This is a genomic window from Rhizobium sp. SVR5-2C (assembly GCF_056755115.1).
Genome location: NZ_JBNDHT010000036.1, coordinates 1 through 25,476, shown reverse-complemented (window position 1 = coordinate 25,476; position 25,476 = coordinate 1). Strand labels below are relative to the sequence as shown.

Here is a 25,476-nt window from a genome sequence, read left to right as displayed (position 1 = left end):
TTTGCATGCGCAGGAAATGCATAGGCCAATGCGTTCTGCTCATAATATTGCGCATCTTTTCGGCGTCGTTATCGTCGTCATCAACAAACAGAAAAAGGGAACGTCGTTTCATGAAATGGACCTGTCCTTGGCGGACGAAATGTAAGCGGGAGCGAACGCTATGACGGTCTTCGTTATCCGTCGCTTCCTCCAGAGCATTGCCGTCCTATTGGTGACCGCAGTCATCGTCTTCATTGGCATCTACGCGATCGGCGATCCCGCCGAAATGCTGATCGCTCCGGATGCGAGCCCCGCCGAACGCGCCCAGGTCATCGCTTCGCTCGGCCTCGACAAGCCGCTCTGGGAACAGTTCTTCACCTTCGGCTGGAATGCCCTGCATGGCGACCTCGGGCGCTCCTTCGTTTTCAACCGCCCCTCGATCAGCCTGATCTTCGAACGCCTGCCGGCCACGCTAGAACTGACCCTGGTCGGCCTTGCCTTCGCGCTCGTCGTCGGAATTCCGCTTGGTCTGCTCTCTGGCCTGAAGCCGAATTCGGCGACTGACGAAGTTATCATGACCGGCTCGATCTTCGGCTTCTCGCTGCCGAGCTTCTGGCAGGGCATGATGCTGATCATGATCTTCTCGGTCTGGCTCGGCTGGCTGCCATCGACGGGCCGCGGGCAGACGGGCGAATTCCTGGGGCTCCATTCCAGTCTTTTCACGCTGGACGGACTGAAGCACCTGATTTTGCCAGCGATCAATCTCTCGCTCTTCAAGCTGTCGCTGGTGATCCGCCTGACGCGCACCGGTGTCCGCGAAACCATGCCGCTCGATTTCGTCAAGTTCGCCCGTGCAAAGGGTCTCTCTGAAAAGCGGATCGTGTTCGTGCATGTCTTCAAGAACATCCTGATCCCGCTGATCACAGTGATCGGCCTGGAGCTTGGCAGCATGCTGGCCTTTGCCGTCGTCACCGAGACGATCTTTGCGTGGCCGGGCATCGGCAAGCTGTTGATCGACAGCATCATGAGGCTCGATAGGCCGGTGGTCGTCGCTTACCTGCTGGTCATTGTCAGCCTGTTCATCTTCATCAACTTCGTGGTCGACGTGCTCTATTCGCTGGTCGATCCGCGTGTTCGCCTCGGAGATGCATCATGAGCGTCACCGCCCTTTTCAACGAGGACATGCTGCTCGGTCGTCTGGTTATTGGCATCGGCCGCAGCCCGAAGGCGGTGATCGCCGCCATCGTCTGCATCCTTCTCCTCTTTGCGGCCCTCGTCGGTCCTTATCTTACGCCGCAAAACCCCTTCGATCTCGCCGTCCTCGACATTCTTGACGCCAAGTTGCCGCCGGGCTCTCAGAGCATGGACGGGCTGACCTATATTCTCGGCACGGACGGCCAAGGCCGCGACATGTTTTCGGCGATGATCTACGGCCTGCGCACCAGCCTCGGCGTCGGTGTGTTTTCCGGCCTCGTGGCATTGATCGTCGGCACCGTGCTCGGCCTGATCGCCGCCTATTTCGGCGGTCGCATCGATGCGCTGATCATGCGCGTTGTCGACCTGATGCTCGGCTTTCCGACGATTCTCGTTGCGCTGATGCTGCTCGCTCTTTTGGGGCAGGGGCTCTGGAAGGTCATCTTTGCGCTGGTCTTGGTGCAATGGGCCACGTTCGCCCGCGCCGTGCGAAGTGCCGCGCTCGTCGAAAAGAACAAGGACTATATCGAGGCGGCCAGGACGCTCGGCATCTCGACGCCGCGCATTCTCATCGGCCACCTTCTGCCGAACTGTCTGCCGCCGCTGATCGTCATCGGCATGCTGCAGGTGGCAAATGCGATCTCGGCGGAGGCGACGCTCTCCTTCCTCGGCATCGGCCTGCCGATCACCGAGCCCTCGCTCGGCCTGCTGATTGCTAACGGCTACCAGCTGCTGATGTCCGGGGAATACTGGATCAGCGTCTATCCGGGTGTTCTGTTGCTCCTGCTCGTCTTCTCGATCAACATCGTCGGCGATCGGCTCCGCGAAATACTGAACCCCCGTCTGGGCGAAAGGTGAGCGCGATGCCCCCTGTTCTCGACGTCAAAAACCTTTCCACCCATTTCATGACCCGCCGTGGCGTGCTGAAGGCCGTCGATGATGTGAGCTTCACAGTCGGACAGCGCGAGATCGTCGGTCTCGTCGGTGAATCCGGCTCGGGCAAGTCGATTACCGGCTTCTCGATCCTCGGCCTCGTCGATCCGCCGGGCCGCGTCGTTTCCGGCCAGATCCTCTTTAACGGCGAAGACCTGTTGAAAATGCCGCCGACCGCCATGCGGACGATCCGGGGAAAACGCATCGCGATGATCTTCCAGGATCCGATGATGACGCTGAACCCGGTGCTTTCGGTCGGCACGCAGATGGTCGAGGCGGTTCTCGCCCATGACAAGGTCTCCCGCGCGAAGGCCCGCGCGCGGTCCCGCGATGCGCTTGGACTTGTCGGCATTCCCTCACCGGAAGAGCGGCTGGATTCCTATCCGCACCAGTTCTCCGGCGGTATGCGCCAGCGCGTGGCGATCGCCATCGCGCTCTTGCACCGACCAGACCTGATCATCGCCGATGAGCCGACGACCGCGCTCGACGTGACGATCCAGTCGCAGATCCTCTTCGAGATCAAGCGGCTCGCCGCTGAATTTGGCATGGCGCTGATCTGGATCAGTCACGATCTCGGCGTGGTGGCGGCACTCGCCGATCGTGTCATGGTCATGTACGCAGGCAAGATCGTCGAGGCCGGCCAGGTGGACCGCGTGCTTACCGAGCCGCGTCATCCCTATACGTCCGGCCTTTTGAGCGCCGTCCCGGCCGCCGTGCCGCGCGGCGAACCGTTGCGACCAATCCCCGGTTTTGCACCGTCGCCGCTCTCGCGTCCCTCGGGCTGCGCCTTCCGCAACCGTTGTGTTCGCGCCACAAACGTCTGCGCAACCGAACCAATGCTGGAGATCGCCGCTGATCGCGAATTCCGCTGCTTCCACCCTCATCTCTGGAGCGCCGCATGACGACACCACTTGTGGAAGCAATCGATGTCAGCCGCCGCTTTTCGCGCAAGCTCGACTATGCGGAAAAGATCGCCAACCTGTTTGGCGCCGGCCTTGAGGAAAAGACTGTGCATGCGGTCGACGAGGTCAATCTCTCCGTCTATCCGGGCGAGGTCGTCGGTCTCGTTGGCGAATCCGGCTGCGGAAAATCGACGCTCGGCCGTGTCATGGCCGGCATCATGCCGGCGAGCGGCGGCGAGGTGCGTTGGCAGGGCAAACCGCTCACCTCGCTGGAGGGCGAGGAAAAGCGTTCGATGCGACTTGCCGCCCAGATGATTTTCCAGGATCCGATGTCGACGCTCAATCCGCGCAAGCGGGTGACCGACCTTATCGGCGAAGCGCCGAAGGTGCACGGTATCGTCAAGGGTCGTGACATCCGCGACTACGTTTCCTCTCTTGCCGAGCGCGTCGGTCTGGACGCGTCCTATCTTGATCGTTACCCACACCAGTTTTCCGGCGGCCAGCGGCAGCGCATCGGCATTGCCCGCGCATTGGCGGTGAAACCGACGCTACTCGTCTGCGACGAATCCGTCGCCGCGCTCGACGTATCGATCCAGGCGCAGATCCTCAATCTCTTCATGGATCTGAAGCGGGAATTCGGCCTCACCTATCTCTTCATCAGCCATGATCTCGGTGTGGTGAAGCATATCTGCGACCGGGTCGTCGTCATGTATCTCGGCCGGGTGGTGGAAAGCGCGAGGCCGGACGAACTCTTCGACAACCCGAAGCATCCGTACACCCAGGCACTGATCCGCGAACTGCCGACGGTCGCCGACCGGCGCCGTGTCTTCACGCCGATCAAGGGCGAAATCCCGTCACCACTCCATCCACCGCCGGGATGTCATTTCCATCCCCGTTGCCCGAAGGCGTTCGACCGCTGTCGCGTCGAGAGGCCCGCTCTGAAGGAAAATTCCGCCGGCCACGTCAGCGCCTGCCATCTGAACGATCTGGCCCCAAACCAAACAACGAACTCAACGGCCGAAACGGCCATCTAAAAGGAAGGGAACGAATTGATGAAACCGATGAAATATTTAGCAGCCGGCGTCGCCGCGACGGTGCTCGCATTGAACTCGGCTCAGGCTGCCGACCTCGTGATCGGCAGCGCCACCGAGCCGTCTGCAATCGACCCGCAGTTTTCGCGCACCGGTAACAACCAGAACATCGCCCAGTCGGTGTTCGACCGCCTCGTTCAGACGGATGCCACAATCAATATGGAGCCGGCGCTTGCCTCGTCCTGGACCAATACCGATCCGCTGACCTGGCAGGTGAAGCTGCGCGACGGCGTCAAGTTCCATGACGGCAATCCGCTGACCGCCGATGACGTGATCTTCTCGCTCACCCGCGCCAAGAACATCCCGAACAGCCCCGCGCCCTTTTCCGGCAACGTCGCGGCGATCGACAGCATGAAAGCGCTCGACAACCTGACGATCGAATTCAAGACCAAGAAACCGACGCCTGACTTCATCGAGCAGATCGGTTTCGTCTACATCGTCGAGAAGAAGGTCGCCGAGAACGCCTCGATCGAGGATTTCAACAGCGGCAAGGCGGCGATTGGCACCGGCGCTTACAAGTTCAAATCCTGGACGCCGGGCGACAACCTGGTCCTGGCCAAGAACGACGACTTCTGGGGCAAGAAGCAGGACTTCGATAACGTAACGGTCAAGTTCATCTCGAATGATGCCTCGCGCGTCGCGGCTCTGCGATCGGGCGCCGTCGACCTGATCGATGCAGTGCCGCCGGGAGACGTGAAGACCATTGAAGGCGTTTCCGGCCTTAAGGTGTTCTCGATCCCGTCTGCTCGCCTGATCTATCTCGCGCTCGACAGCGCCCGCGACAAGAGCCCCTTCGTCACCGACAAGGACGGCAAGCCGCTGGACAAGAACCCGCTGAAGGAAGTGAAGGTCCGCCAGGGGCTCTCCGAGCTGATCAACCGTCAGCTGATCATCGACCGCATTCTCGACGGTTCGGCGGAAGCGGCCGGCCAGTTGGTGCCGAACGGCGTTGCGGGCAACGATCCGTCGATGAAGGTTCCGACTTTCGATGCGGCTGATGCCAAGAAATTGCTTTCCGAAGCCGGTTACAAGGATGGTTTCGGCATTACCATCCACACCTCCAACGACCGCTTCCCCGGTGATGCGGAAGTCGCCCAGGCGCTCGGCCAGATGTTTGCCCGCGGCGGCCTGAAGGTGAATGGCGTCGTCGCCCAACCCTATAACGTTTATACCAAAGGCGCTTCGGCCGGCGAATTCTCCGCCTTCATCTTCTCGCTCGGCAACTCCACGCCGACGTCCGCGACCGGTTTGCGCAACCTGTTGATGACCGTCAACAAGGATGCCGGCACCGGTTCGTTCAACCGCGCAAAATATTCCAACCCGGCCTTCGATGAAGCGATGGTCGCTGCGACCGCTGAATTCGATGCGAAAAAACGCGTGGAAATGCTGCAGGCGGCGACCAAGACAGTCTTTGCCGATGTGCCGGTCATCCCGCTCTACTGGCAGAAGGTTCACTGGGCCGGCAAGGCGAACCTCAGCTATGTCGCCAATATGACGGAAGACACGACGCCAGTTCTTGCTGGTCTCGCCAAGTAAGCAGGACATCACGAGATAGGTCGCCGCGCCGTTTCTTGCGGCGCGCGGCATTTACCGGAGCCGGCCAAGGTGTGGCGGGCCGGCTCGGGACTTCCCTTTGATTTTGAGGATACGGACATGGATACTCTGACGCCATCGCCCTTCGAGGTGATTGCCGACGACATTGTCGTCGAGCGCGATGTGATGGTGACGACGAGGGACGGCGTAAGGCTTGCAACCGACGTCTACCGGCCTGCCAAGAACGGCAAAGTAATCGAAGGCAGGCTGCCGGCGATTCTGGAACGCACGCCTTACGGCAAACAGGAGCGTTCCCGCTCGGAAATCGAAGTCGGCATGCCTACGCCGATGAAGCGTCACGAAGTGGCGAGCTTTTTCGTGCGCGCCGGCTATGTCGTCATCTATCAGGATTGCCGCGGCCGCTACAATTCAGAGGGCGTGTTCAGCAAGTATATATCCGAAGCCGATGACGGGTTTGACACTGCTCAATGGCTCGTGGAGCAGCCCTGGTCGAACGGCAAATTCGGCACGATGGGTCTTTCCTATGCGGCCCACACGCAGGCGGCGCTCGCCTGCCTCAACCCGCCTGGTCTCGCCTGCATGGTCATGGATTCCGGTGGCTTCTCGAATGCCTATCAATGCGGCATTCGTCAGGGCGGCGCCTTTGAGCTGAAACAGGCGACCTGGGCCTATAATCAGGCAGTCGGAGAGGGTAGCGAATTCGCTCGCGCGGCGATCGAGGCCGAGGATATTCATGCCTGGTTCTCCGTCATGCCCTGGCGCGAAGGCGTCTCGCCGGTGCGCTGGATGCCGGAATACGAAAACTATCTCCTGGAGCAGTGGCGCAGCGGCACGTTCGACGAAAGCTGGCGCCGCGTCGGCCTCTACATGGAAGGTTTCTATGAGACCTTTCCGGAAGTGCCCTGCGTATTGATGTCGAGCTGGTACGACGCCTATGTGAAGTCGACGCTTGACAACTACCGCGGCCTTTCCGGCAAGAAGAGCCGGCCGCTGCAGCTCATCATGGGGCCGTGGCTGCATGGCAACCGCAACACTACGCTTGCCGGCGACACGTCCTTCGGCCCGCAGGCGCCCCTCGGCGGCAATGTCGTCGAAACCTGGCTCTCCTTTCGTCGCAGCTGGTTTGATCACTGGCTGAAGGGCATGGAAAACGGCGTTTCAAAACAGCCTGTCGTGCGTGTCTTCGTCATGGGCGGCGGTACCGGCGCCCGCAACGGCGAGGGCCTGTTGGAGCACGGAGGCCGCTGGATCGAGGCGGCCGACTGGCCGCTGCCGGGCACCGAGTTCCGTAATTTCCACATCCACCAGGACGGCTCTCTTTCCGCCGACACGCCAAAGGCGGATGCTGCGCCCTTCACCTATGACTTCGACCCGAAGAACCCGGTACCGACCATCGGCGGTTCGTTGACCAGCGGCCAGCCGATCTTTGATGGCGGTGGTTTTGATCAGCGTGAAGACGCAAAGTTCTACGGCTCGAAACACCCCGGCCTGCCGCTGTCGGCCCGCGCCGATGTCCTTTCCTTCGAGACCGAGGTTCTCGAAGAGGACGTCGCTGTCGTCGGTCCGATCACCGTCGAACTTTACGTCTCCTCAGATGCGGCGGACACCGACTTCACCGCAAAGCTCATCGACGTCTACCCACCGAGCAAGGACTATCCGACCGGATATGCACTCAACATCACCGACGGCATCATCCGCTGCCGCTACCGGAACTCCTTCGAGAAGCCACAGCCAATCGTTGCAGGCGAGGTCTTCAAGGTGACGATCGAGCCCTTCGCCAGCGCCAACCTTTTCGCCAAGGGGCATCGTATCCGCTTGGACATTTCCTCCTCCAACTTCCCGAAATACGACGTCAATCCTAACACCTACGCGCCGGAAGGCCGCGGCCGCACGACACAGGTCGCCCGCAATACGGTGTTTTGTGACGCAGGGCGGCCGTCGGCGATCCGCTTGCCGATCGTCAGCAGCGACGCCCTGGTGGCGTTGAAACCGGCGAAGGGTTAACCCATGTCGCTCACCGTCGCCGTCACCGGCCAGATCCTCATCCACGGCCCGCTCGATTTCTCCGGTGACGGACAGCGGCAGGTCATGGCTTTCCTGAAGGCCGATGTCGCCTTTGCAAATCTCGAGGCGACGGTGGAGACGGCAGGCGCCTGGCCGACCAAGACCAAGACGCTGCATCTCGCGCCGCCGGAGGCGCTCTCCTCCGTGCGCAAGCTCGGCTTCCACGCAGTGACGCACGCCAACAATCACGCCTTCGATCTAGGTCCGCCGGGCATTGCGTCAACCCGGGCCGCTGCCGAAGCGGCGGGGTTGAAACTCGCCGGCAGCGGCGCGGATATCGATGAGGCGGCCGCCCCTGTAATCGTTGCGGGCGAGAAAAAAACCCTGGCGATCTTTTCGGTCGATCTCGGCCCGCAGCCTGATATCAACTATGCCTCTTGCGACCGTGCCGGCATTGCGTCCCTACGTATGAAGCGGACGGTGAGCGTGCCGCCGGCAGAATTCGAGACCCTGCTACGGATCACCGGCGCCATAGGCGACGATAAGCGCTCCGCCGCTCGCGCTGCTGTCGGCTACGATATCGCCGAGCGGGCCGCCCTTGACGTTTTCGGCACGCCGGTCGCTCCCGGCGATACAATTGGCGTTTCCTGGTCGGCCGACGAAAAGGAGTGGGGTCGGCTCATGGCTGGCATTGCTGCGGTAAAAGCGGCCGGCAATCTGGTGGCGGTGGCGGTTCATACTCATCATTGGGATGCGAACTGGTTGGAGACACCCGAATGGATGCTCGAGCTCTGCCGAGGCCTGATCGATAATGGTGCAGACATCATCCTCGGAACCGGTGCGCCGGTGATGCAGCCGATAATTTTTCACCGCGGCAAAGCAATCATCCCCGGCCTCGGCAACTTCGTCTTCCACACGAATCGCGCCACGACCTACGATGAGAAGGGTGTCGATGTGTGGAGGAGCGCCGCTTTACGGCTGACACTTGCCGACGATGGCGTCTGCAAAGGCCTCGATATCCTCCCGATTGCGGTTGGCCGACCGGCGGGCAAGATGTCACCTGCACCAGTTCCCCTGACGGAGGATGACGCGGAAGCAATTCGTGCACGGGCTCTCTCTAAAATGCCTGCGGAAATTGATGAATCGCCTCGATAAATAGAGGATGTGGCTGCGGTTGGGAGATATCGAGCCAACGGAGGTTTGTTATCCTACTTCGTTGCGGTGGCCGAGGCGCTGAGGTCGGCGGTTCGATTCCGTTCAAGGCGGCCATCTGGGTTGTGGCGTCCGAAATAAATCGAAAGTTTCGGACGCTAAGGACTTCGACGCACACCTGTCGTCGCGAACAGCTCACAGCATTGAGTGTCTCCTCTGAGACGCGCAGATGCCAACGGCCACGCATCCGACCGCTTCGGGCTTAAAAAGCAAGCATTTCCTGCGAAAATGGAACAGCCTATGCGTTCTGCGCATAGGTGGGGTGAGGGAATGTCGCTGTTTTAAACCGATTTAAAGGCCTATATTCCAATCATCGAAACGACGCCGGAGCCAAGCAAGGTTGCTGACGTCATAAAGCCCTCAGGAAAGGGGATTATCATGAACGTAGCACGCTCTTTCAACAACTGGCGCAAGTTCCGTCAGACCGTTAACGAACTTGGCCGCATGTCCAGCCGCGAACTGCAGGACATCGGCATCGACCGCGCCGATATCCGCAGCGTTGCCCGCGCATCGATCGCGCGCTAACCGCACGGCATCTAATCTCCGAGACTACTCGACGCCCGCTGATGACGCGGGCGTTTTTGTGTCAGTTTCCTATGTCTGGGGTCCGTTTTGGCCGTCGTTCCGTCGCAAGCCTTCCCGACTTGTATTTCTTGCATAGCTGCAGTGCAGCATAAGGCATAGGAATCGTCCATGGTCGGTGTATGACGGTTCTTATCGAAGCGATGCACCTCCTCCCGCAGAGCTTCGAGGTTTCAGACGGCCCACTCCTCCTAGGGACGTCTGTAGGAACAGCGGCACTCCTCCTCCCAGTCGCTGTTCGGTTCTTTTCGAAAAGCCGGCCGGACCTCCTCCCGCGGCAGGCTTTTTCGTTTCTGGGCATCTGCGTCAGATACCGAGATCGAGTTGGGACTGGATCTCCGCAGCGCCGGCATCTTCCATCGTCAGTGACGAAAGCGTGACGCCGAGCAACCGGACAGGTCGCTTGAAAGAATACTCGACGGCGCGAAGATCACCTCGACCGCCTAGAGCTCCGCGGTGCTTACGATTCCGAACCGTGTGGGATGCGTGATCTTTGGAAATCGTCCAAACTTCCAGACGGCTACAGCGCCCGGATGAATAAACTTCCAGACGGCTACAGCGCCCGGATGAACAAGACATGGCACTGTTAGCCGATTTAGCTTGCCCTACGCGCGTATTTCGCAATAAAATCGTTTTCATTGGCGGCAAGAAGGGGACACGGGAATGTTTGACTGCATAGACCGGCGGGCGGTGCATTATCCCGAGCCCACCGTCCGCGAAAACTATTCTGATGTTAATCCCGCAGTCCGACTGAGCGGATTATCGCTTTTTGGCATGCCGAGGGGGCGGCGCTGACCGCCACGATTTTCAACCGATTGCATTTCAAGGTATGCCATGCCCCTCGAGGATAAGCCGCGTAAACGCGTTACAATCAAAGACGTCGCGCAGGAGTGTGGCCTCGCACTGTCCACAGTATCCAACGCTCTGTCAAACAGCAGCCTTGTGACAGAAGAAACGAAACGACGGGTCAGGGAGGTCGCAGAGCGCCTCGGATACCGCGCGTCTCCGATCGCACGGGGCCTCAGAATGAACCGCACCTCGGCTATCGGCGTACTCGTTGCAGACGTTGCAAACCCATCTGTCGCTGATCACCTCCGTGGGATTGACGATGTCACGATGCGCGAGAACCTCAGTGTCATCCTCTGTAACACAGACGATATTGCGTCACGTCAGCTAACGCTGATGGAAGGAATGCGCGATCGAAATGTGGATGGGATGATTTTGATTTCGCAGCGCTCGCGCGGCGAGGAATTTCGCTCATTGATGTCGGACGTTCCCTTTGTGCTCATGCACCGCCGCAGTGTCGAGTTTCCCGATCCTTACGTCGGAACAGATAACCACCAGGCCATCAAGGTTGTCATGGATCATCTGATTGATCTTGGGCATACGCGTATCGCGCTGGTGGAAGGACCGCAGGATTCGAGCACAGTACAAGAACGTCAGCGAGCCTATAGGGCAATCGTGCGCCTGAAGGGTTTGGACGACGACGAAGCGCTGATTATAAAAAGCGATTACGGCTTGGCTGCGGGTCGCGAGGCTGCGGAGCACGTTTTCAAAATGCGCCACCGACCTACGGCCGTCATCGCCAGCAACGACATGAACGCTCTTGGATTCCTAGAGGCGGCGCGTGAAATGAACGTCCGAATCCCGGAGGATATGTCTTTGACAGGTGCCGACGATATCCCGTTTGCACAGTTTTCGGGTGTCGAGCTTACGACAACTCGACCGCCGCGGCGTAAAATGGGCGTCTGTGCCGCCGAAATGCTTGTAAGGATGATCAAGGGCGAGAATCTCACTGGTGAGGCTCACATCTTTTCCACCGAGCTCGTGATCCGCCGTACCACTGCAAACTCGTCTGATCCCACCCAGATTCAACAGAAAAACTTCCTGCCCCCTCAAAAATCTCATTGACGGCAAAAATAAAAACGTTTCTATTATGTATAGAAACGTTTTTATTTTGAAGGCGGCCTGCATAGCCGCTGGGAGAGAAGGGTCTTATGAAAGAGAAATTTGTGTCGCTTTCGGAAGCGATCAGTCGGATTCCGTCCGGAAGCAGGGTAGCCCTGGGCGGCAACATCATGCGACGACAGCCGAATGCAGCCGTTCGTGAAATGATACGGCAGTCCATTGGCGACCTGACCGTCTACACATTTGCCACTGGCGTTTCAGTCGACATGCTTGCGGCCGCGGGTCTTCTCCATCGCTATGAAGGAGTCTATGTGGGATTGTTCTGGCATGGACTGGCACCGAATTTCCGCCGTGCCGTCGAAGCCGGAAAGGTCGAGGTTCGCGACTTTTCGGAATCAACGATGGTCGCACGATTTCAGGCTGCCTGTGCTGGCGTAGGATTCTTTCCCACGAAGGCAATTTTGGGAACCGATATGATGGGGCAGGATGCCTCTATCGTAACCGAAATGACCTGCCCGTTCACTGGTGACATCTACGCCGCCGTTCGCGCGATCGACGCGGAATTCACGGTGATGCATGGATATCGTGCCGACAAGTTCGGCAACGTGCAGTGGCCGCTGCTCCGAGATTCCGACGATGTCGATCAGATTATCGCGCGAGGCTCGAAGCGGCTCATCGTAACGGTCGAGGAAATCGTCGACCACAGCGAGATCATGGAGCAGCCCAACCTCACATACATCCCGAGCCAATGGGTCGAAGCGGTCGTCCATGTGCCGTTTGGCGGTCACCCGCTAGCATGTGACACGATCCATGACGAGGATGTCGACCACATCCGCGATTTCGCGAAGGCGGGTTCTTCGCCCGAGTCTGCCCAGGCGTACCTCAATGAATTCGTTCGGACTGCAGGTCATGAGGAGTACCTGCGCAAATTTGGTGGCCTGGAGGCGTTGCGAAAGCGGCTTGGGGTTGTGGGAGGTGCAGCATGACTGATTACTCTACTAATGAACTGATGGCTTCGGTCATCGCTCGTGAAATTCAGGACGATGACCTTGTCTTCACAGGCGTCGGCACGGCGGGGCGGCCCTTTACCCTTGCTGTCGGACTTCCCGTGGTGGCTGTAAAGCTAGCGCAGAGCGCTCACGCGCCGAATGCTTCACTCTACTGGGGCAACCTTCTTTCGCCCGATCTGGACAAGATGCCGGAGAGCTGGCTTCAGGACGCTTTCACGCGGTGGAGATGCGCAAGCCAGCTCACCGAGACGTCCCAGAAGATCGACATGCTCGCCCATGGGCGTTTTGATGTCTCGTTCGAGTCCGCCGCGCAGGTTGATCGCTATGGCAATCTGAATATTACTCGTATCAATAATCCCGATGGCAGCATCCGCGCCCGCCTCATCGGATGCCTCGCGCAGCCCGAGCATCTGGCTTTCGTCCGCAAGCCGATCATCGTCGTTGACCTCAGCCGTCGCACTTTTGTCGAGGAGGTCGACTTCGTAACGAGCTTCGGCCATCAGCGGCGAGGGGTCAGCCGAGAGCGCTACAACCTGTCTGGCCCCGGTCCACAGCTGTGCGTAACCGATAAGGCCGTGTTCGATTTCAAGGGGACCGGCGGCTCGATGCGCTTGAGGTCTCTGCATCCCGGTGTGGCCCTCGAAGAAGTGCACGACCTCATGGGCTTCATGCCGGAGTCCGATGGCTCACCCAAGTCTACTCCGGAACCAACGCCCGAACAGGTTCAGTTGATCCGGACGCATATCGATAAAGATCGATCGCTGCTGCGCGCGTAAGCGCAACGGTCCGGTACGGACCATTTGCAAGTCACATACGCTAAATTGAAAGACGAAGAACATGAGCAAGCCGCTGGCTGGCCTGAAGGTGCTCGACCTCTCGCGTTTTATCGCCGGGCCACACTGCACAACCGTCCTAGGAGACCTCGGCGCAGACGTCGTCAAGGTGGAGCGACCCACACTGGGTGACGATACCCGCGCGTTCCAGCCCGAGATGAACGGCGCGAGCCTGTACTATCTAATGTTCAATCGGAACAAGCGGGGGATGACACTGGACTTTCGAAATCCGGAAGCTCAGGTCCTGTTGCGCCGTCTCGCAGCGGAAGCCGACGTCCTCGTCGAGAATTTCCGTCCGGGTACGATGGAGCGCATGGGGTGTAGCTGGGAGGAACTTCACACTATCAACCCTCGGCTTATCATGGCGCGTATCTCCGGTTACGGACAGACGACGTCGATGGCATCTCAGCCATGCTTCGACGGTATTGCGCAGGCAACATCCGGTCTCATGGATTTGACGGGGTCGCCGGACGGCTCGCCGATGCAAGCGGGCACATTTGTCGTCGACTACAGCACGGCGCTTTACTCGTGCATCGGTATTCTGGCCGCTCTCCAGGAACGTCACAAAACTGGCAAGGGGCGGATGGTCGATGTCAGCCTAATGAGTAGCGCGGTTTCGCTGCTCATGACGGCGATCCCGGAATACGTATCCCTCGGCGCGATCCGAACCAGAGCGGGTAACCGAGATCGGTATACAGCGCCGTCTAATACATTCCGCGCTCAGGATGGTGCTTGGGTCCACGTTATGGCCGGGGCTGATCAGCCCTTCAAACGCTTCGCCGAAATGATCGGGAAGCCTGGACTCCTGCAGGACCCGAGGTTCAGCACGTTGGCGGCGCGTATGCAAAACGTCGAGGCGACCGAAGCACTTGTAGCCGAATGGATTTCCAATGTCCCGGCGGATGAAGCCGTCCAAGCTCTGAACCGGGCCGATCTGCCGTCGGCCAAGGTGTCAACCATCAAAGACGTGGTCGAAAACCCCTACATGCGCGAAGCCGGCAACATCATCGATGTCGACCATCCGTCGCTCGGATTAATCGCGATGAGCGGGCCAGTCATCAAAATGGGTAGCGAGAGACAGCAGGTTTCCCCCGCACCGCGCCTGGGCGAGCATACCGACGAAGTGCTCGCGGATTGGCTCGATCTTCACCCCGACGAAGTCGAAACTTTGAGAACCAGCCGTGCCGTCTGATGTACCGCGCGAACATTTGGAGGATAATATGCAGTCTGTGAAATCCCCGGCACGTGAGCCGCTTAACAACACCCTTACGGCCGCTCAGGTTTTCGCCGCCGCACTGCACCGTCACGGCGTGGAGTACATTTTCGGCCAAAGCATTCCCTCGGCGTTGATCCTTGCCGCGCCGGACTACGGCATTCGTCAAGTTGGCTACCGAACCGAAAACGCAGGCACGGTCATGGCTGATGGCTACGCCCGCATCTCCCGAAAGGTGCCTGTTGTAACAGCGCAGAACGGTCCGGCTGCGACCCTGCTCGTGCCCGGCCTCGCCGAAGCACTCAAGGCTTCGGTTCCGATCGTCGCTGTAGTCCAGGACGTCAGCCGCGCGTTTACGGACAAGAATGCCTTCCAGGAACTCGACCATCTGGAAATCTTCAAAGGCTCGGCCAAGTGGATCAAGCGGTTGACGGACGCCAGCCGCATCGACGATTACGTCGATATGGCGTTCACGGCTGCAGCCTCGGGCCGCCCCGGACCGGCCGTGCTTATCGTGCCAATGGACCTCTTCAACGAAGTCCTGGATTCCGACACCGCTCCGCGTCAGGCCAGCCTCGGTCATTTCCCCCTGGACCGCGTTAGCGCGGATCCCGCTCAGATCGCCAAGGCCGCCGAGCTTCTCGCCGGGGCTTCCAAGCCTTTGATCATCGCAGGTGGTGGTATCCATCTCTCTGACGCAGGTCCGGAGCTTGCGGCACTTCAGGAGACGGCGTCGCTGCCGGTCGCTACGACCGTTATGGGCAAGGGGTCGGTCGACGAGCGCCATCCGCTCTCGGTCGGCGTCGTCGGGTACTTCATGGGTACGCGCGGTTTGACCAAGGACCTTCGTTCGATGGTTACCAATGCGGACGTGGTGCTCCTCGTCGGAAACCGGACCAACCAGAACGGCACCGACAGCTGGACCCTCTATCCCAAGAACGCGAAGTACATTCACATCGATATCGACGGCCAGGAGATCGGCCGCAATTATGAAGCACTTCGCCTGACAGGCGATGCGAAGCTGACGCTGGCCGCTCTGAAGGAGGCTCTGGCGGGCAAGGATTTGTCGCGTCGTACCGAACGGCGGGCTGAGATCGAAAGCGAGATCGCGGCGGGACGCAGATCGTCTAGCGAAGCTGGGTCCCAGTCATCGTCGGAAGCCACTCCGATCCGTCCGGAACGTCTCATGCGCGATCTCGACACCGTTCTCGACGAAGACACGATCGTGGTTGCCGACGCGAGCTACTCGTCGATCTGGGTCGCGAACTTCCTGACGTCCCGAAAGGCCGGTCAGCGCATCATCTCTCCACGCGGTCTTGCCGGGCTCGGTTGGGGTCTTCCATTGGCAATGGGCGCGAAGGTCGCGCGTCCTAACTCGAAAGTGTTCTGCCTGACAGGCGACGGCGGTTTCGCGCATGTTTGGTCTGAGCTGGAGACCGCCCGCCGAATGGGCATCAATGTCGTCGTCGCCGTCTTGAACAACCAGATTCTCGGCTATCAGAAGCATGCCGAGAAGGTGGGTTTCGGAGCCTACACGGACGTCTGCGATTTCGCGCCGGTGGACCATGCTGCCATTGCGCGCGCATGCGGCTGCGAAGGTATTCGCATCGAGAAGCCAAGCGACTTCCTGCCTGCTTTGAAGGAAGCATTTTCCGCCGACCGGACCGTGCTTCTCGATATTGTCACCGACGAACGTGCTTACCCGCCGATCACCAGTTTCGAAGCTAACTCGGCGCTGGCCTACTAGGATGGCGTGAAAGGTCACACAATGCAAAAATTGATGAACGACCCGAACAACTTCGTCGACGAGATGCTCGATGGCTTCGTCGACGCAAATCCCCACCTGTGCAGGGACGGTGAGAACCTGCGCGTGATACGCGCGGTGACCCCGCTTCGTCCCGGAAAGGTCGGGATCGTCACCGGAGGTGGCTCGGGACATCTTCCGTTGTTCACCGGATACGTCGGCAAGGGACTTCTCGATGCCTGCGCAGTAGGCGATGTTTTCGAAGGTCCAAGCGTTGGCTCCTGCATGCGAGCCATTCAAACGGCGAACAGCGGTAAGGGCGTTTTGCGCCTTTATGGCAACTACGGGGGCGATCGGATGAACTTCGATATGGCCGGCGAACTTCTTGAGGGAAAGATTGACACGACATCGGTACTGGGTTGCGATGACATTGCCAGCGCGGGTCCTGCTGAAGCAACGAAGAGACGCGGTGTGGCAGGTATCGTCTACGCCTACAAAGCCGCTGGAGCGGCGGCGGACGAGGGACGCTCGCTGGAGGAAGTCACAACCGTGGCTCAGAAGGTCATCCGGAGAACGCGGACGATCGGTTTGGCCCTTTCCGGATGCAAAGTTCCCGGAGCCGGCAAGCCTAGTTTCGAGATCGCCGCCGGCGAGATCGAGATGGGTCTCGGCATTCATGGTGAGCCTGGGCTCTGGCGCGACCGGATGAAGCCGGCGGACGATCTGGTCGATGAGATGCTCGACCGCCTCCTTGCTGATAAGCCGGATGAGGCTGGAGACACGGTGTCCATCATCGTGAACAGCCTCGGGGCGACTTCACAGGAAGAGCTTTTCATCCTTTACCGGAGAGCTTCTGCCGAACTTCGTCGACGCGGATACCGCGTCGTCTCGTCTCTGGTAGGCCGCTACGTCACCAGCATGGAGATGGCGGGCGCGTCGATATCGCTTTGCTTTGCCGACGATGAACTTCATAAATTGTTGGCAGCCCCGGCAAGCTGCCCGTTTTGGCAGGTGACCAGATGACTGGCTTTACCAGTTCCCACGTGCGCAGCACGGCATTGAAGGCTTCCGTTGCAATGGATGAACTGAAATCGGTTCTAAACGAAGCAGATGCTCGTATCGGGGATGGGGACACGGGCAGCATGCTTGCGCGCGTTCTCAAGGCGCTGGCCGACCGCGCAAATGCCGACAAGAGCGAAACAGTGGGTGCTACCTGCCTGGTGCTTGCCCAAACAGCTGCATCGTCGACCGGTTCCAGCCTCGGAACCTTGTTGGCGACGGGGCTGATGAGCGTCGGCAAAGCAACCCAGGAAAACAAGGAAGTCGACTGGTCCGCACTGGGCGGATTGTTGGCCGAAGCCCAGCAGAAAATGGCGGCACGAGGCGGAGCGTCGTTGGGCGACAAGACCATTCTCGATGGCCTCCATGCCGTCGCGATCGCGATCGCGGAATGTAACGATCAACAGTCTGCGGCCGAAGCGGCGCGCAGAGGCGCGCATGCCGCCCTCGACGAGTTTCGCCAGAAACCAAACCGCATGGGCCGCGCGCGCATGTTCGCTAACGCCACCATCGGGCTCGACGACCCGGGCATGCTCGCCCTCGCCAAGCTCATCGAAGCAATCGCCAACGACAGTCAGGGTTGAGGGGCACAGGAGAAAGACACACCAGGAGCTAAGGAGGAAACATGCTCCAACACACGAAATTGCTTAGCGCAAGACAGATTACCAAGATCTTCGGAGTTACGACGGTCCTTCGAAACATCGATTTCGATATCGACAGCGGGGAGGTTCACGCCCTCATCGGCGAAAACGGGGCCGGGAAGTCGACGCTCATGAATATCTTGAGCGGTAATTTCCCACCGACATCGGGGACAATCTGGATCGACGGGAAGGAGCGCGATCTACGCAATCCCTCCAAGGCTATCGATGCCGGAATAGCGATGATGCATCAGGAGCCGAAAGTCGCACCGCCGCTGAGCATCGCCGAAAATGTCCTGATGGGGCGTTTGCCACGTAAGGGCGGCTTTGTCGTAGATTACGGCTCACTCCACGAGAAAGTGAACACCATTCTGAGGGACGTCGGTGTTTCATTTGATGCTTCGACACCGATCGAAAAGCTCAGCATCGCGCAGCGCCAACTGGTTCAGCTGGCACGTGCCATTAGCCAGAACGCAAAGCTGATCGTCTTGGACGAGCCGACAGCAAGCCTGACACCGGTCGAAACCGACAATCTCTTTTCGATCATCCGACGTCTCAAGGAGCGAAATGTAGCCTTCATCTACATTTCCCACCATCTCGACGAGATTTTCCAGATCGCCGATCGCGTAACCGTCCTTCGCGATGGCTCGCTGGTGACGACTAACACGATCGCTGAGACGACCAAGGCCGATCTGATACGGCTCATGGTAGGTCGCGAGTTAGGCTCTCACTTCCCGTCCCGCCGAAACGGCAAGGCTGGCGACGTTGTCCTCGAAGCCGCCAACTTGTCCGGCCCGGGCTTCAAGGACGTCTCGCTGACCCTACGGCGAGGTGAAATTGTTGGATTGGCCGGCCTTGTTGGTGCTGGGAGGACGGAGCTAGCGCGCTCCCTCTGCGGTGCAAGTATCATCACGTCCGGGGATCTCGCGCTAGAGGGACGGCAGGTCCGCCCGTCGAGCCCGGCGGATGCGGTGGCGAGCGGCATTGCGTACCTGGCGGAGGACCGACACGATTCCGTGCTGCGGTCGATGTCTGTCGCCCATAACATAACGCTTGCGGGCCGTCGGAAGTTTTCAAAAGTGGGCGTGCTTCGCACCACTGCTGAACGCGCAGCCGCTTCGGAATTCGTGAAGCAGCTCAAAATCGTGGCGACCTCGGTGGAACAGCCGGCCGGCCAATTAAGCGGCGGCAACCAACAGAAGTGCGTTATCGCCCGTTGGCTCTTGCAGCAGCCCAAGGTCATCATCTTCGACGAGCCCACCCGCGGCATCGATGTCGGCGCTAAGCGTGACATCTACGGCCTCATCCACCGTCTTGCAGACGAAGGCTGCGCGATCCTGATGATCTCATCGGAACTGCCCGAGGTCATCAACATCAGCGATCGCGTGATGGTGATGTGCGAAGGCCGGATCAGCGGAGAAGTCGTCGCGTCCGAAACAACCGAGGCTGCCGTTATCGCGCTGGCAGTTCCGTCGAGCCGGGGGAGCTTGAACAATGACAAGCATTAATCGACCGTCCACTGCCGTAGCTGGCGCAGAAACGCAGCAACCGCACAAGGACATCAAGGCGTGGCTAACGCACCACAGCGTGGCGCTGACAAACATCCTCGCGCTATTTCTTCTCCTTGGCGTGGGAAGCATCCTCTCGCCCCACTTCCTGAGTGTCACGAACTTCTTCAACGTCCTCCGCGGTGCCAGCATGGTCGGCATCGTCAGCATCGGCATGACTTTCGTCATCCTGAACAGAGGCATCGATCTGTCAGTGGGTTCTCTGGTCGGCATATCGAGCGTGCTCATGGCGGGGATGATGCCGTATGGGGTCGCCGGCTGGCTGATCGCTCCAATTGGGGCTGCGGTACTGCTTGGCGTGGTAAACGGTCTTCTCATCGCCCAAATCCGACTACAGCCGTTTATTGCCACATTGGGGATGATGATCTTCGTCAGAGGCCTGGTCTTCATTTACTCGGACGGAAGCCCGCTCGTCGCCGAGAACATGCCGGACGTTGTTCAGAGCCTCGGATCATCGTCGGTCGGCGTCGTCCCTGTCGCGGTCATCGTCTTCCTGCTTTGCGCCGTCGTCGGACATTTCGTCCTTCGAAGCACGATCTTCGGACGCGAGGTATATGCAGTCGGTGCCAACGAGGAAGCAGCACGGCTTTCGGGAATTCGCACGAAATTGAACCAGATCCTCGTTTACGGCGTCAGCGGCCTTCTCGCGGGCATCAGTGGAATCGTGCTGACGGCACGCCTCGGGGTAGGCGATCCGAATGCGGGCAATCTGTATGAACTGGACGCCATTGCGGCATGCCTTATCGGCGGCATGACCTTCGATGGAGGCAAGGGCTCCGTCCGAGGGACTGTCGTTGGCGTCTTGATCTTGGCGTTCCTGTCTAACATACTGAACTTGCTCGGTATTTCGCCGTATACGCAAATGCTGCTCAAGGGTCTGATTATTATTGCAGCAGTAATCATCAGTGAAACACGAAAGCGCTAAGGGAGGAAACCAATGACTTTCGACAAAGGTAAACTGAGCCGTCGTACGTTCCTGCAGACCGGAGTCGCCGCCGGACTCGTGGCACCCTGGATCGGACGCTCCGCGTTCGCACAATCTCTCGCCGGAAAGACGATTGGGTTCACGCAGTCGTTCGTAACGACCCAGTGGATACGGGAACAGCGGGAAGGCGTTGTGACCACGGCCAAGAAGTATGGCCTGGAAACCGTGGTTTTGGACGCGGCCAACCGCCCCGCAAAGCAGATCAGCGATATCGAGGACCTCGTTACACGGCAGGTCGATGCGATCCTGATCAGCACCTACTTTTCCGAAGCAATCGCGCCAGCGGTACGTGAAGCAAATAAGGCAGGCATACCGGTCATCGTATTGAGTTCTGGTCTGGTGGGAGATGTCGACTGGGCAGTGCAGTTGAGCGTTGACTCCTTCGATTCGGGCAGAACCGCAGGCGAGTATTTCGTGAAAAGACTAAACGGCAAGGGCAACGTGGTGCAGATCGAAGGCAGCCCCGGCTCGACGGTGAACCAGAACCGCGGCAAGGGCTGGCACGACGTTATCGATAAGGTGCCGGACATCAAGATCGTCGGGCACGTTATGGCTGATTACGACCGTGCGAAAGCGCTGAAGGGCATGGAGGACATGCTCCAGGCCAACGAAAAGGTGGACGGCGTCTATGTCCACTCTGAAGACATGGCGCTCGGTGCGATTCAGGCCATTCACGAGGCTGGCCGCGAAAAGGAGATGTTCGTGGTCGGATATGACGGCGTCGCCAACGAAACGCTCAAGGCGATCTACGAAGAGAAGCTTGCGATGGTGATGTCGTACCATCCGTTCGGTGTCGAAGGCGTCGAGGCGGCCGTCCGCGTCCTGGAAAGCAAGCCGATCCCTAAGAACATCTCCTTCCCAGCACCCATGATCGATAAGAGCAACGTGCTGGACTACTACGATGCGACGACAAACAAGGCGAAGCTGGCACCATCGCGTCTGGAGGCGATGAACCTCCCGGACAAGTAATTTTGTCCTCCCAAGAACACTGGCCGGGCCACTGATCGGTGGTCCGGCTTACGAGCGAGACCAAACGTTGCACGCCGCATCAGCAAACATGACAGCCAATACTAGATCACGATAACCGCCACTCGGCTCGGACCGCAAGACTGACTACCTACCGATTTTTGGAGACATGAAGATGACTACGACGAATGAACAAAGGTCTGCTGCAGGCGCTAACAAGAAGCTTGGTTGGGGCATTCTGGGGACGGGCGCAATTGCCAAACAGTTCGCCGACGCAGTGGCCCGCTCCAACAGCGGCGTACTGACGGCGATTGCCAGTCGCAACCCCGCGGCAGACGCCGGCGACGTGTTTCATGGGGCTCGCGTCCATAAAGGGTACGAGGCTCTCCTGAGCGATCCAACGGTGGAAGCGGTTTATATTGCCACACCCCATCCGACGCACGCGGAATGGGCAATCAAAGCCTGCGAAGCAGGTAAGCATGTCCTTTGTGAGAAGCCGATCGGAATGAACGCGGCCGAGGCGATGGTTATCGCTGATGCCGCGCACCAGGCGGGTGTGGTCGTCATGGAGGCCTTCATGTACCGGGGCCATCCGCAAACAAAAAGGCTTCTGGAAATCGTACAATCCGGCCGAATTGGAGACATCACGCTCATTCAGGCCGCCTATGGCTACCACACTGATTTTGGCGTTGAAAAACGACACTTCGATCCGAAGCTCGGCGGCGGCGCTATTCTGGACGTTGGCTGCTATGGTGTTTCGATGGCGCGTCTCCTGGCGGGTGCGGCTCGCGGGAAGAACTTCGCGGAGCCTCTTGCGGTGCAAGGTTTCGCTCACCTCGGCTCGACGGGTGTCGATGAGCGTGCGGTCGCCGTCCTTCGGTTTGCGGAGGACCTCTTGGTTCAAGTCTCAGCCAGCATCACGACTGTTCAGGATAATACACTGCGTATTTACGGGACCAAGGGCCGCATCGAAGTGCCGTCCCCGTGGTTCTGCTCGGGCAAAACCGGCGGCACCGGGATAATCAACATCACATCGAGACAGGGCGAGGCCGAGACCGTTAAGGTGGAGACAGACAATTGGCTTTATGAGATCGAAGCCGATAATTTTGTCGAAGCTGTCCGGTCCGGCTCGGTATCGTGGCCTGTCCCAACCCTCGAGGATACTGTCGGCACCATGACGGCATTGGATGCTTGGCGTCAGGCGGTTGGCCTCGCGTATCCCGGAGAGACGCTGGGATCGAAGACCACGATTTCGGGGCGCGTGCTGGCTCAGGCGGCCGATCACAAGATGATCTTCGACGAGCGCTTGGATGTCAGTAAGCCAGCCTCGCGGATTGTGATCGGTGGTATGGCGCTCAAGACGCTTCCGCTGGCATCGACGGTCTACGATGCCTTCTTCGAAGCCGGCGGCACCGTGTTCGATACCGCGTATGTCTATGGCCAGGGTTCGGTCGACAAACTGTTGGGTCAATGGATTGAGAACCGCGGTGTCCGCGATGACGTGATCATCATTGGAAAGGGTGCACACACGCCACATTGCACACCTCAGGCCATTCGCCCCCAGCTTGTGGAATCGCTTGACCGGCTACGGACCGACTATCTCGATCTTTACTTCATGCATCGTGACGATCCGGCCGTCCCAGTGGGCGAATTTGTTGACGTGCTAGACGAACTGGTGGCCGAAGGTCGTATCCGCAAGTTCGGCGGTTCTAACTGGACCCTCGGGCGGATGGACGAGGCCAATGCCTACGCTGCGAAGAACGGTAAAAAGGGCTTCGAGCTGCTTTCCAACAACTTCAGTCTCGCGGAGATGGTTGCGCCCATGTGGGAAGGCTGCATCGCGGCGTCGGATGAGGCTAGCGTAAAGTGGCTCGAACGCACGCAATCTCCGGTATTTGCATGGTCCAGCCAGGCGCGAGGCTTCTTCACCGACCGGGCAGGTCGCGACAAGTTCGATGACCCGGTCATGGTGAAGAGTTGGTACAGCGAGTTGAACTTCGCTCGCCGCGACCGAGTCCATGCTCTCGCAAAGCGCGGAGGCGTTACGCCGGCACAGATTGCACTGGCCTATCTGCTCGCACAAAATCTGCCGATCTTCCCGATCATCGGACCTGCGAACCTGACGGAGCTTCGGGACTCGCTCGGTGCTCTCGGTGTCACGTTAACCCAGGATGAAGTCCGTTGGCTGAAAGACGGCGACGCATCCGCTTAAGCGACTTCTGGATATCACCTGAGGACACGTCATGGACAACTGGAACGCTTTGCCCGATCTGCAATCACGGAAGGTAGGTGAACATCTTCGTGACCCGATCTTCGAAAACGTCGTTGTCCCGGAGGAGGCCGCGCCGGTGCGCTATACTGCGGACGACGCTGCGATCAACGCCTATTGCTATGCATTGAACTGCCAGGACCCGTGGTATTTCCGCGATCACAGCGCGTTTTCGGGGCGGATCGCTCCTAGTGCCATGATCCTCAAGGAATTGATGTGGTTCTACCAGACACAATATGATCGAAGCCGCGTCCGCGGCTTCCATCAGCACGAGGATTTTGTGTTTTATGCTCCTGTCCCGGCTGGCACCGAGTTGATCTTCTCCGGCCGGAACACGGAGAAATTCACTAAACGCGGGAAAGGGTACTTCCGTCATGCCAGTGAAGCACGGGACGAGTCAGGCCGCCTGTACGTGTCGCAGATCAACACGGAATTGTTCGACCTAAATCGTTCGGGAATTCCGGACGATCCGGATTCTCGCGAGCGAGTGAGCTTCTCTACCGCTTGGGATGATAGTCTGCCGATCCTCGAAAAAATCGCTGAAGACCCACCCCGGCAGGGGAGACTGCCCTTGCGGACGATGTCATTTGACAGAGGCCAGATGGCGATCTTCTCCGGCTTCGTCGATGAGTTCGTCAATCTGCATACGGATCGCAGAATAGCGCGCGAAATGGGCTTCACCGACGTTGTCGTGCAAGGATTGATGAGCGTTTGCTGGCTTTCGGAGGAGCTTACGAGGCTCGCTGGCATGGCTTGGTTGTCCGGAGGGTCAATGTCGGCCAGCTTCCTTCGCCCGATGCTGGCAAGTCAGACCGCCACAGTACAGACCACGGTGGCGCGTGACGAAACCCTCGTTTTCGAGAGCACCTTCCTCAATGCACAGGGTCAGACCCAAGCGATTGCACTGAGCAAAATCACGTAAGCTTTATCGGTCATCGGAAGCCCGAGCTACCGAACCAACCAGTCTTCCAGATACGCTTTGGGAGCGGCCACGGGTTCGGCAGTCAGGGTCAACCCATCACCAGATGGTGGTCAAACGCCATCTGTGACCTGCCACTGAACTTTCATCCGACGGCGATTAGAGCCTCGGCGGTTTTGAATACGCCAAGTGGCGCGGTGTGAGTGACCTGCCACTGAAGTTTCATCCGGCTGCGATTAGAGTCCCGATGGTTTTGGATACGCCAAATGGCGCGGTGTGAGCAACCGGCGGAAACGCGAAGCTTTCATCTTGCGTAGTGTTGGAGCCGGTTGCGGCGATGGACCCGGCATATTCTGCCGGGGTCTGGTATCCGAGCGATGAGTGCGGCCGGAAATTATTGTAATCTTCGGCCCACTCAGCAATAGCACTGCGGGCATGGTCGAGGCCGAAGAACAAGCTTTCGTTGAGCAGCTCGTCGCGCATCCGGCCGTTGAAACTCTCGACATAGCCGTTCTGCATCGGTTTTCCCGGCGCGATGTAGTGCCACTCGACCTTGTGATCTTTCGACCAGGCAAGGATGGCATTCGACGTGAGTTCGGTGCCGTTGTCAGAGACGATCATCCCCGGTTTGCCGCGCCGCTCGATCAGCGTTGTCAGTTCTCGCGCGACACGGCGACCGGAGATCGACGTATCGGCGATCGCTGCCAGGCATTCACGCGTCACATCGTCGACGATGTTGAGAACGCGAAAGCGTCTGCCGCAGGCAAACTGGTCATGCACGAAATCCAGCGACCATCGGGCATTTGCCTTCGCTTCGACCAGGATCGGCGCACGCGTGCCGACAGCACGCCGTCTGGCTTTCCGTTTGCGAACAGAAAGCCCTTCCTCGCGATACAGCCGATAGATGCGATTG

Annotated in this window: 21 protein-coding genes and 1 pseudogene; 21 read left to right on the top strand and 1 reads right to left on the bottom strand. The window is 59.1% G+C overall.

Annotated features, from left to right (window positions below; all coding sequences use genetic code 11):
- Positions 1 to 160: 160 nt before the first annotated feature.
- The 21 genes and pseudogenes from ACPYOI_RS12960 to ACPYOI_RS12860 all read left to right on the top strand — a co-directional run bounded on the left by ACPYOI_RS12960 (position 161) and on the right by ACPYOI_RS12860 (position 24,566).
- Positions 161 to 1,135 carry an ABC transporter permease gene (locus tag ACPYOI_RS12960; RefSeq protein ID WP_481415340.1) on the top strand — a complete coding sequence of 325 codons (975 nt, stop codon included), beginning with the start codon at positions 161 to 163 and terminating at the stop codon, positions 1,133 to 1,135.
- Positions 1,132 to 2,031 carry an ABC transporter permease gene (locus ACPYOI_RS12955; protein WP_481415339.1) on the top strand — a complete coding sequence of 300 codons (900 nt, stop codon included), beginning with the start codon at positions 1,132 to 1,134 and terminating at the stop codon, positions 2,029 to 2,031. The genes ACPYOI_RS12960 and ACPYOI_RS12955 overlap by 4 nt, the downstream gene beginning before the upstream one ends.
- A 5-nt stretch (positions 2,032 to 2,036) precedes the next feature.
- Positions 2,037 to 3,008, top strand: coding sequence for an ABC transporter ATP-binding protein (locus ACPYOI_RS12950; RefSeq protein WP_481422928.1), 972 nt, complete (start codon positions 2,037 to 2,039; stop codon positions 3,006 to 3,008).
- Positions 3,005 to 4,042, top strand: coding sequence for an ABC transporter ATP-binding protein (locus tag ACPYOI_RS12945; protein WP_481415337.1), 1,038 nt, complete (start codon positions 3,005 to 3,007; stop codon positions 4,040 to 4,042). The genes ACPYOI_RS12950 and ACPYOI_RS12945 overlap by 4 nt, the downstream gene beginning before the upstream one ends.
- Before the next feature lie 27 nt (positions 4,043 to 4,069).
- Positions 4,070 to 5,635: an ABC transporter substrate-binding protein gene (locus ACPYOI_RS12940; protein ID WP_481415336.1), complete on the top strand. Its 1,566-nt coding sequence runs from the start codon at positions 4,070 to 4,072 to the stop codon at positions 5,633 to 5,635.
- Positions 5,636 to 5,752: 117 nt separating this feature from the next.
- Positions 5,753 to 7,657 (top strand): CocE/NonD family hydrolase, encoded by a 1,905-nt coding sequence (locus tag ACPYOI_RS12935; protein WP_481415335.1) that lies wholly within the window; start codon positions 5,753 to 5,755, stop codon positions 7,655 to 7,657.
- A gap of 3 nt (positions 7,658 to 7,660) precedes the next feature.
- Positions 7,661 to 8,812: a CapA family protein gene (locus ACPYOI_RS12930; protein WP_481415334.1), complete on the top strand. Its 1,152-nt coding sequence runs from the start codon at positions 7,661 to 7,663 to the stop codon at positions 8,810 to 8,812.
- A gap of 435 nt (positions 8,813 to 9,247) precedes the next feature.
- Entirely contained in the window at positions 9,248 to 9,394 is a 147-nt protein-coding gene (locus ACPYOI_RS12925; protein ID WP_481422927.1) for a DUF1127 domain-containing protein, read from the top strand.
- Positions 9,395 to 10,285: 891 nt separating this feature from the next.
- Positions 10,286 to 10,438: pseudogene (locus ACPYOI_RS12920) on the top strand (LacI family DNA-binding transcriptional regulator); the annotation flags it as partial.
- Positions 10,439 to 10,477: 39 nt separating this feature from the next.
- Positions 10,478 to 11,362, top strand: a complete 885-nt coding sequence (locus ACPYOI_RS12915) for a LacI family DNA-binding transcriptional regulator (RefSeq protein ID WP_246704647.1) — start codon at positions 10,478 to 10,480, stop codon at positions 11,360 to 11,362.
- 86 nt (positions 11,363 to 11,448) lie between these two features.
- Positions 11,449 to 12,345 (top strand): CoA transferase subunit A, encoded by an 897-nt coding sequence (locus ACPYOI_RS12910; protein WP_481422926.1) that lies wholly within the window; start codon positions 11,449 to 11,451, stop codon positions 12,343 to 12,345.
- A 23-nt stretch (positions 12,346 to 12,368) separates the two neighbouring features.
- On the top strand, positions 12,369 to 13,145 hold the full coding sequence (locus ACPYOI_RS12905) for a CoA-transferase (RefSeq protein WP_481422925.1): 777 nt from the start codon (positions 12,369 to 12,371) through the stop codon (positions 13,143 to 13,145).
- A 61-nt stretch (positions 13,146 to 13,206) separates the two neighbouring features.
- Positions 13,207 to 14,394 (top strand): CaiB/BaiF CoA transferase family protein, encoded by a 1,188-nt coding sequence (locus tag ACPYOI_RS12900; protein WP_168833338.1) that lies wholly within the window; start codon positions 13,207 to 13,209, stop codon positions 14,392 to 14,394.
- 28 nt (positions 14,395 to 14,422) lie between these two features.
- Positions 14,423 to 16,162, top strand: a complete 1,740-nt coding sequence (locus ACPYOI_RS12895) for an acetolactate synthase catalytic subunit (protein ID WP_168833337.1) — start codon at positions 14,423 to 14,425, stop codon at positions 16,160 to 16,162.
- A 33-nt stretch (positions 16,163 to 16,195) separates the two neighbouring features.
- Positions 16,196 to 17,182 (top strand): dihydroxyacetone kinase subunit DhaK, encoded by a 987-nt coding sequence (locus tag ACPYOI_RS12890; protein WP_481422924.1) that lies wholly within the window; start codon positions 16,196 to 16,198, stop codon positions 17,180 to 17,182.
- Entirely contained in the window at positions 17,179 to 17,802 is a 624-nt protein-coding gene (locus ACPYOI_RS12885; RefSeq protein WP_168833335.1) for a dihydroxyacetone kinase subunit L, read from the top strand. Before ACPYOI_RS12890 ends, ACPYOI_RS12885 begins: the two co-directional genes overlap by 4 nt.
- 41 nt (positions 17,803 to 17,843) lie before the next feature.
- A complete protein-coding gene (locus ACPYOI_RS12880; protein ID WP_168833334.1) occupies positions 17,844 to 19,364 on the top strand; it encodes a sugar ABC transporter ATP-binding protein in 1,521 nt (506 codons plus the stop codon).
- Positions 19,351 to 20,349 (top strand): ABC transporter permease, encoded by a 999-nt coding sequence (locus tag ACPYOI_RS12875; RefSeq protein ID WP_481422923.1) that lies wholly within the window; start codon positions 19,351 to 19,353, stop codon positions 20,347 to 20,349. Before ACPYOI_RS12880 ends, ACPYOI_RS12875 begins: the two co-directional genes overlap by 14 nt.
- A gap of 12 nt (positions 20,350 to 20,361) precedes the next feature.
- Positions 20,362 to 21,378 (top strand): substrate-binding domain-containing protein, encoded by a 1,017-nt coding sequence (locus ACPYOI_RS12870; protein WP_168833332.1) that lies wholly within the window; start codon positions 20,362 to 20,364, stop codon positions 21,376 to 21,378.
- Between the two features lie 172 nt (positions 21,379 to 21,550).
- Positions 21,551 to 23,587, top strand: a complete 2,037-nt coding sequence (locus ACPYOI_RS12865; RefSeq protein WP_481422922.1) for an aldo/keto reductase — start codon at positions 21,551 to 21,553, stop codon at positions 23,585 to 23,587.
- Between the two features lie 31 nt (positions 23,588 to 23,618).
- Positions 23,619 to 24,566: a hypothetical protein gene (locus tag ACPYOI_RS12860; protein WP_481422921.1), complete on the top strand. Its 948-nt coding sequence runs from the start codon at positions 23,619 to 23,621 to the stop codon at positions 24,564 to 24,566.
- A gap of 219 nt (positions 24,567 to 24,785) precedes the next feature.
- Here ACPYOI_RS12860 and ACPYOI_RS12855 read toward each other — a convergent pair.
- The coding region (locus tag ACPYOI_RS12855; RefSeq protein ID WP_481422920.1) for an IS3 family transposase at positions 24,786 to 25,476 on the bottom strand (691 nt) is incomplete at its 5' end.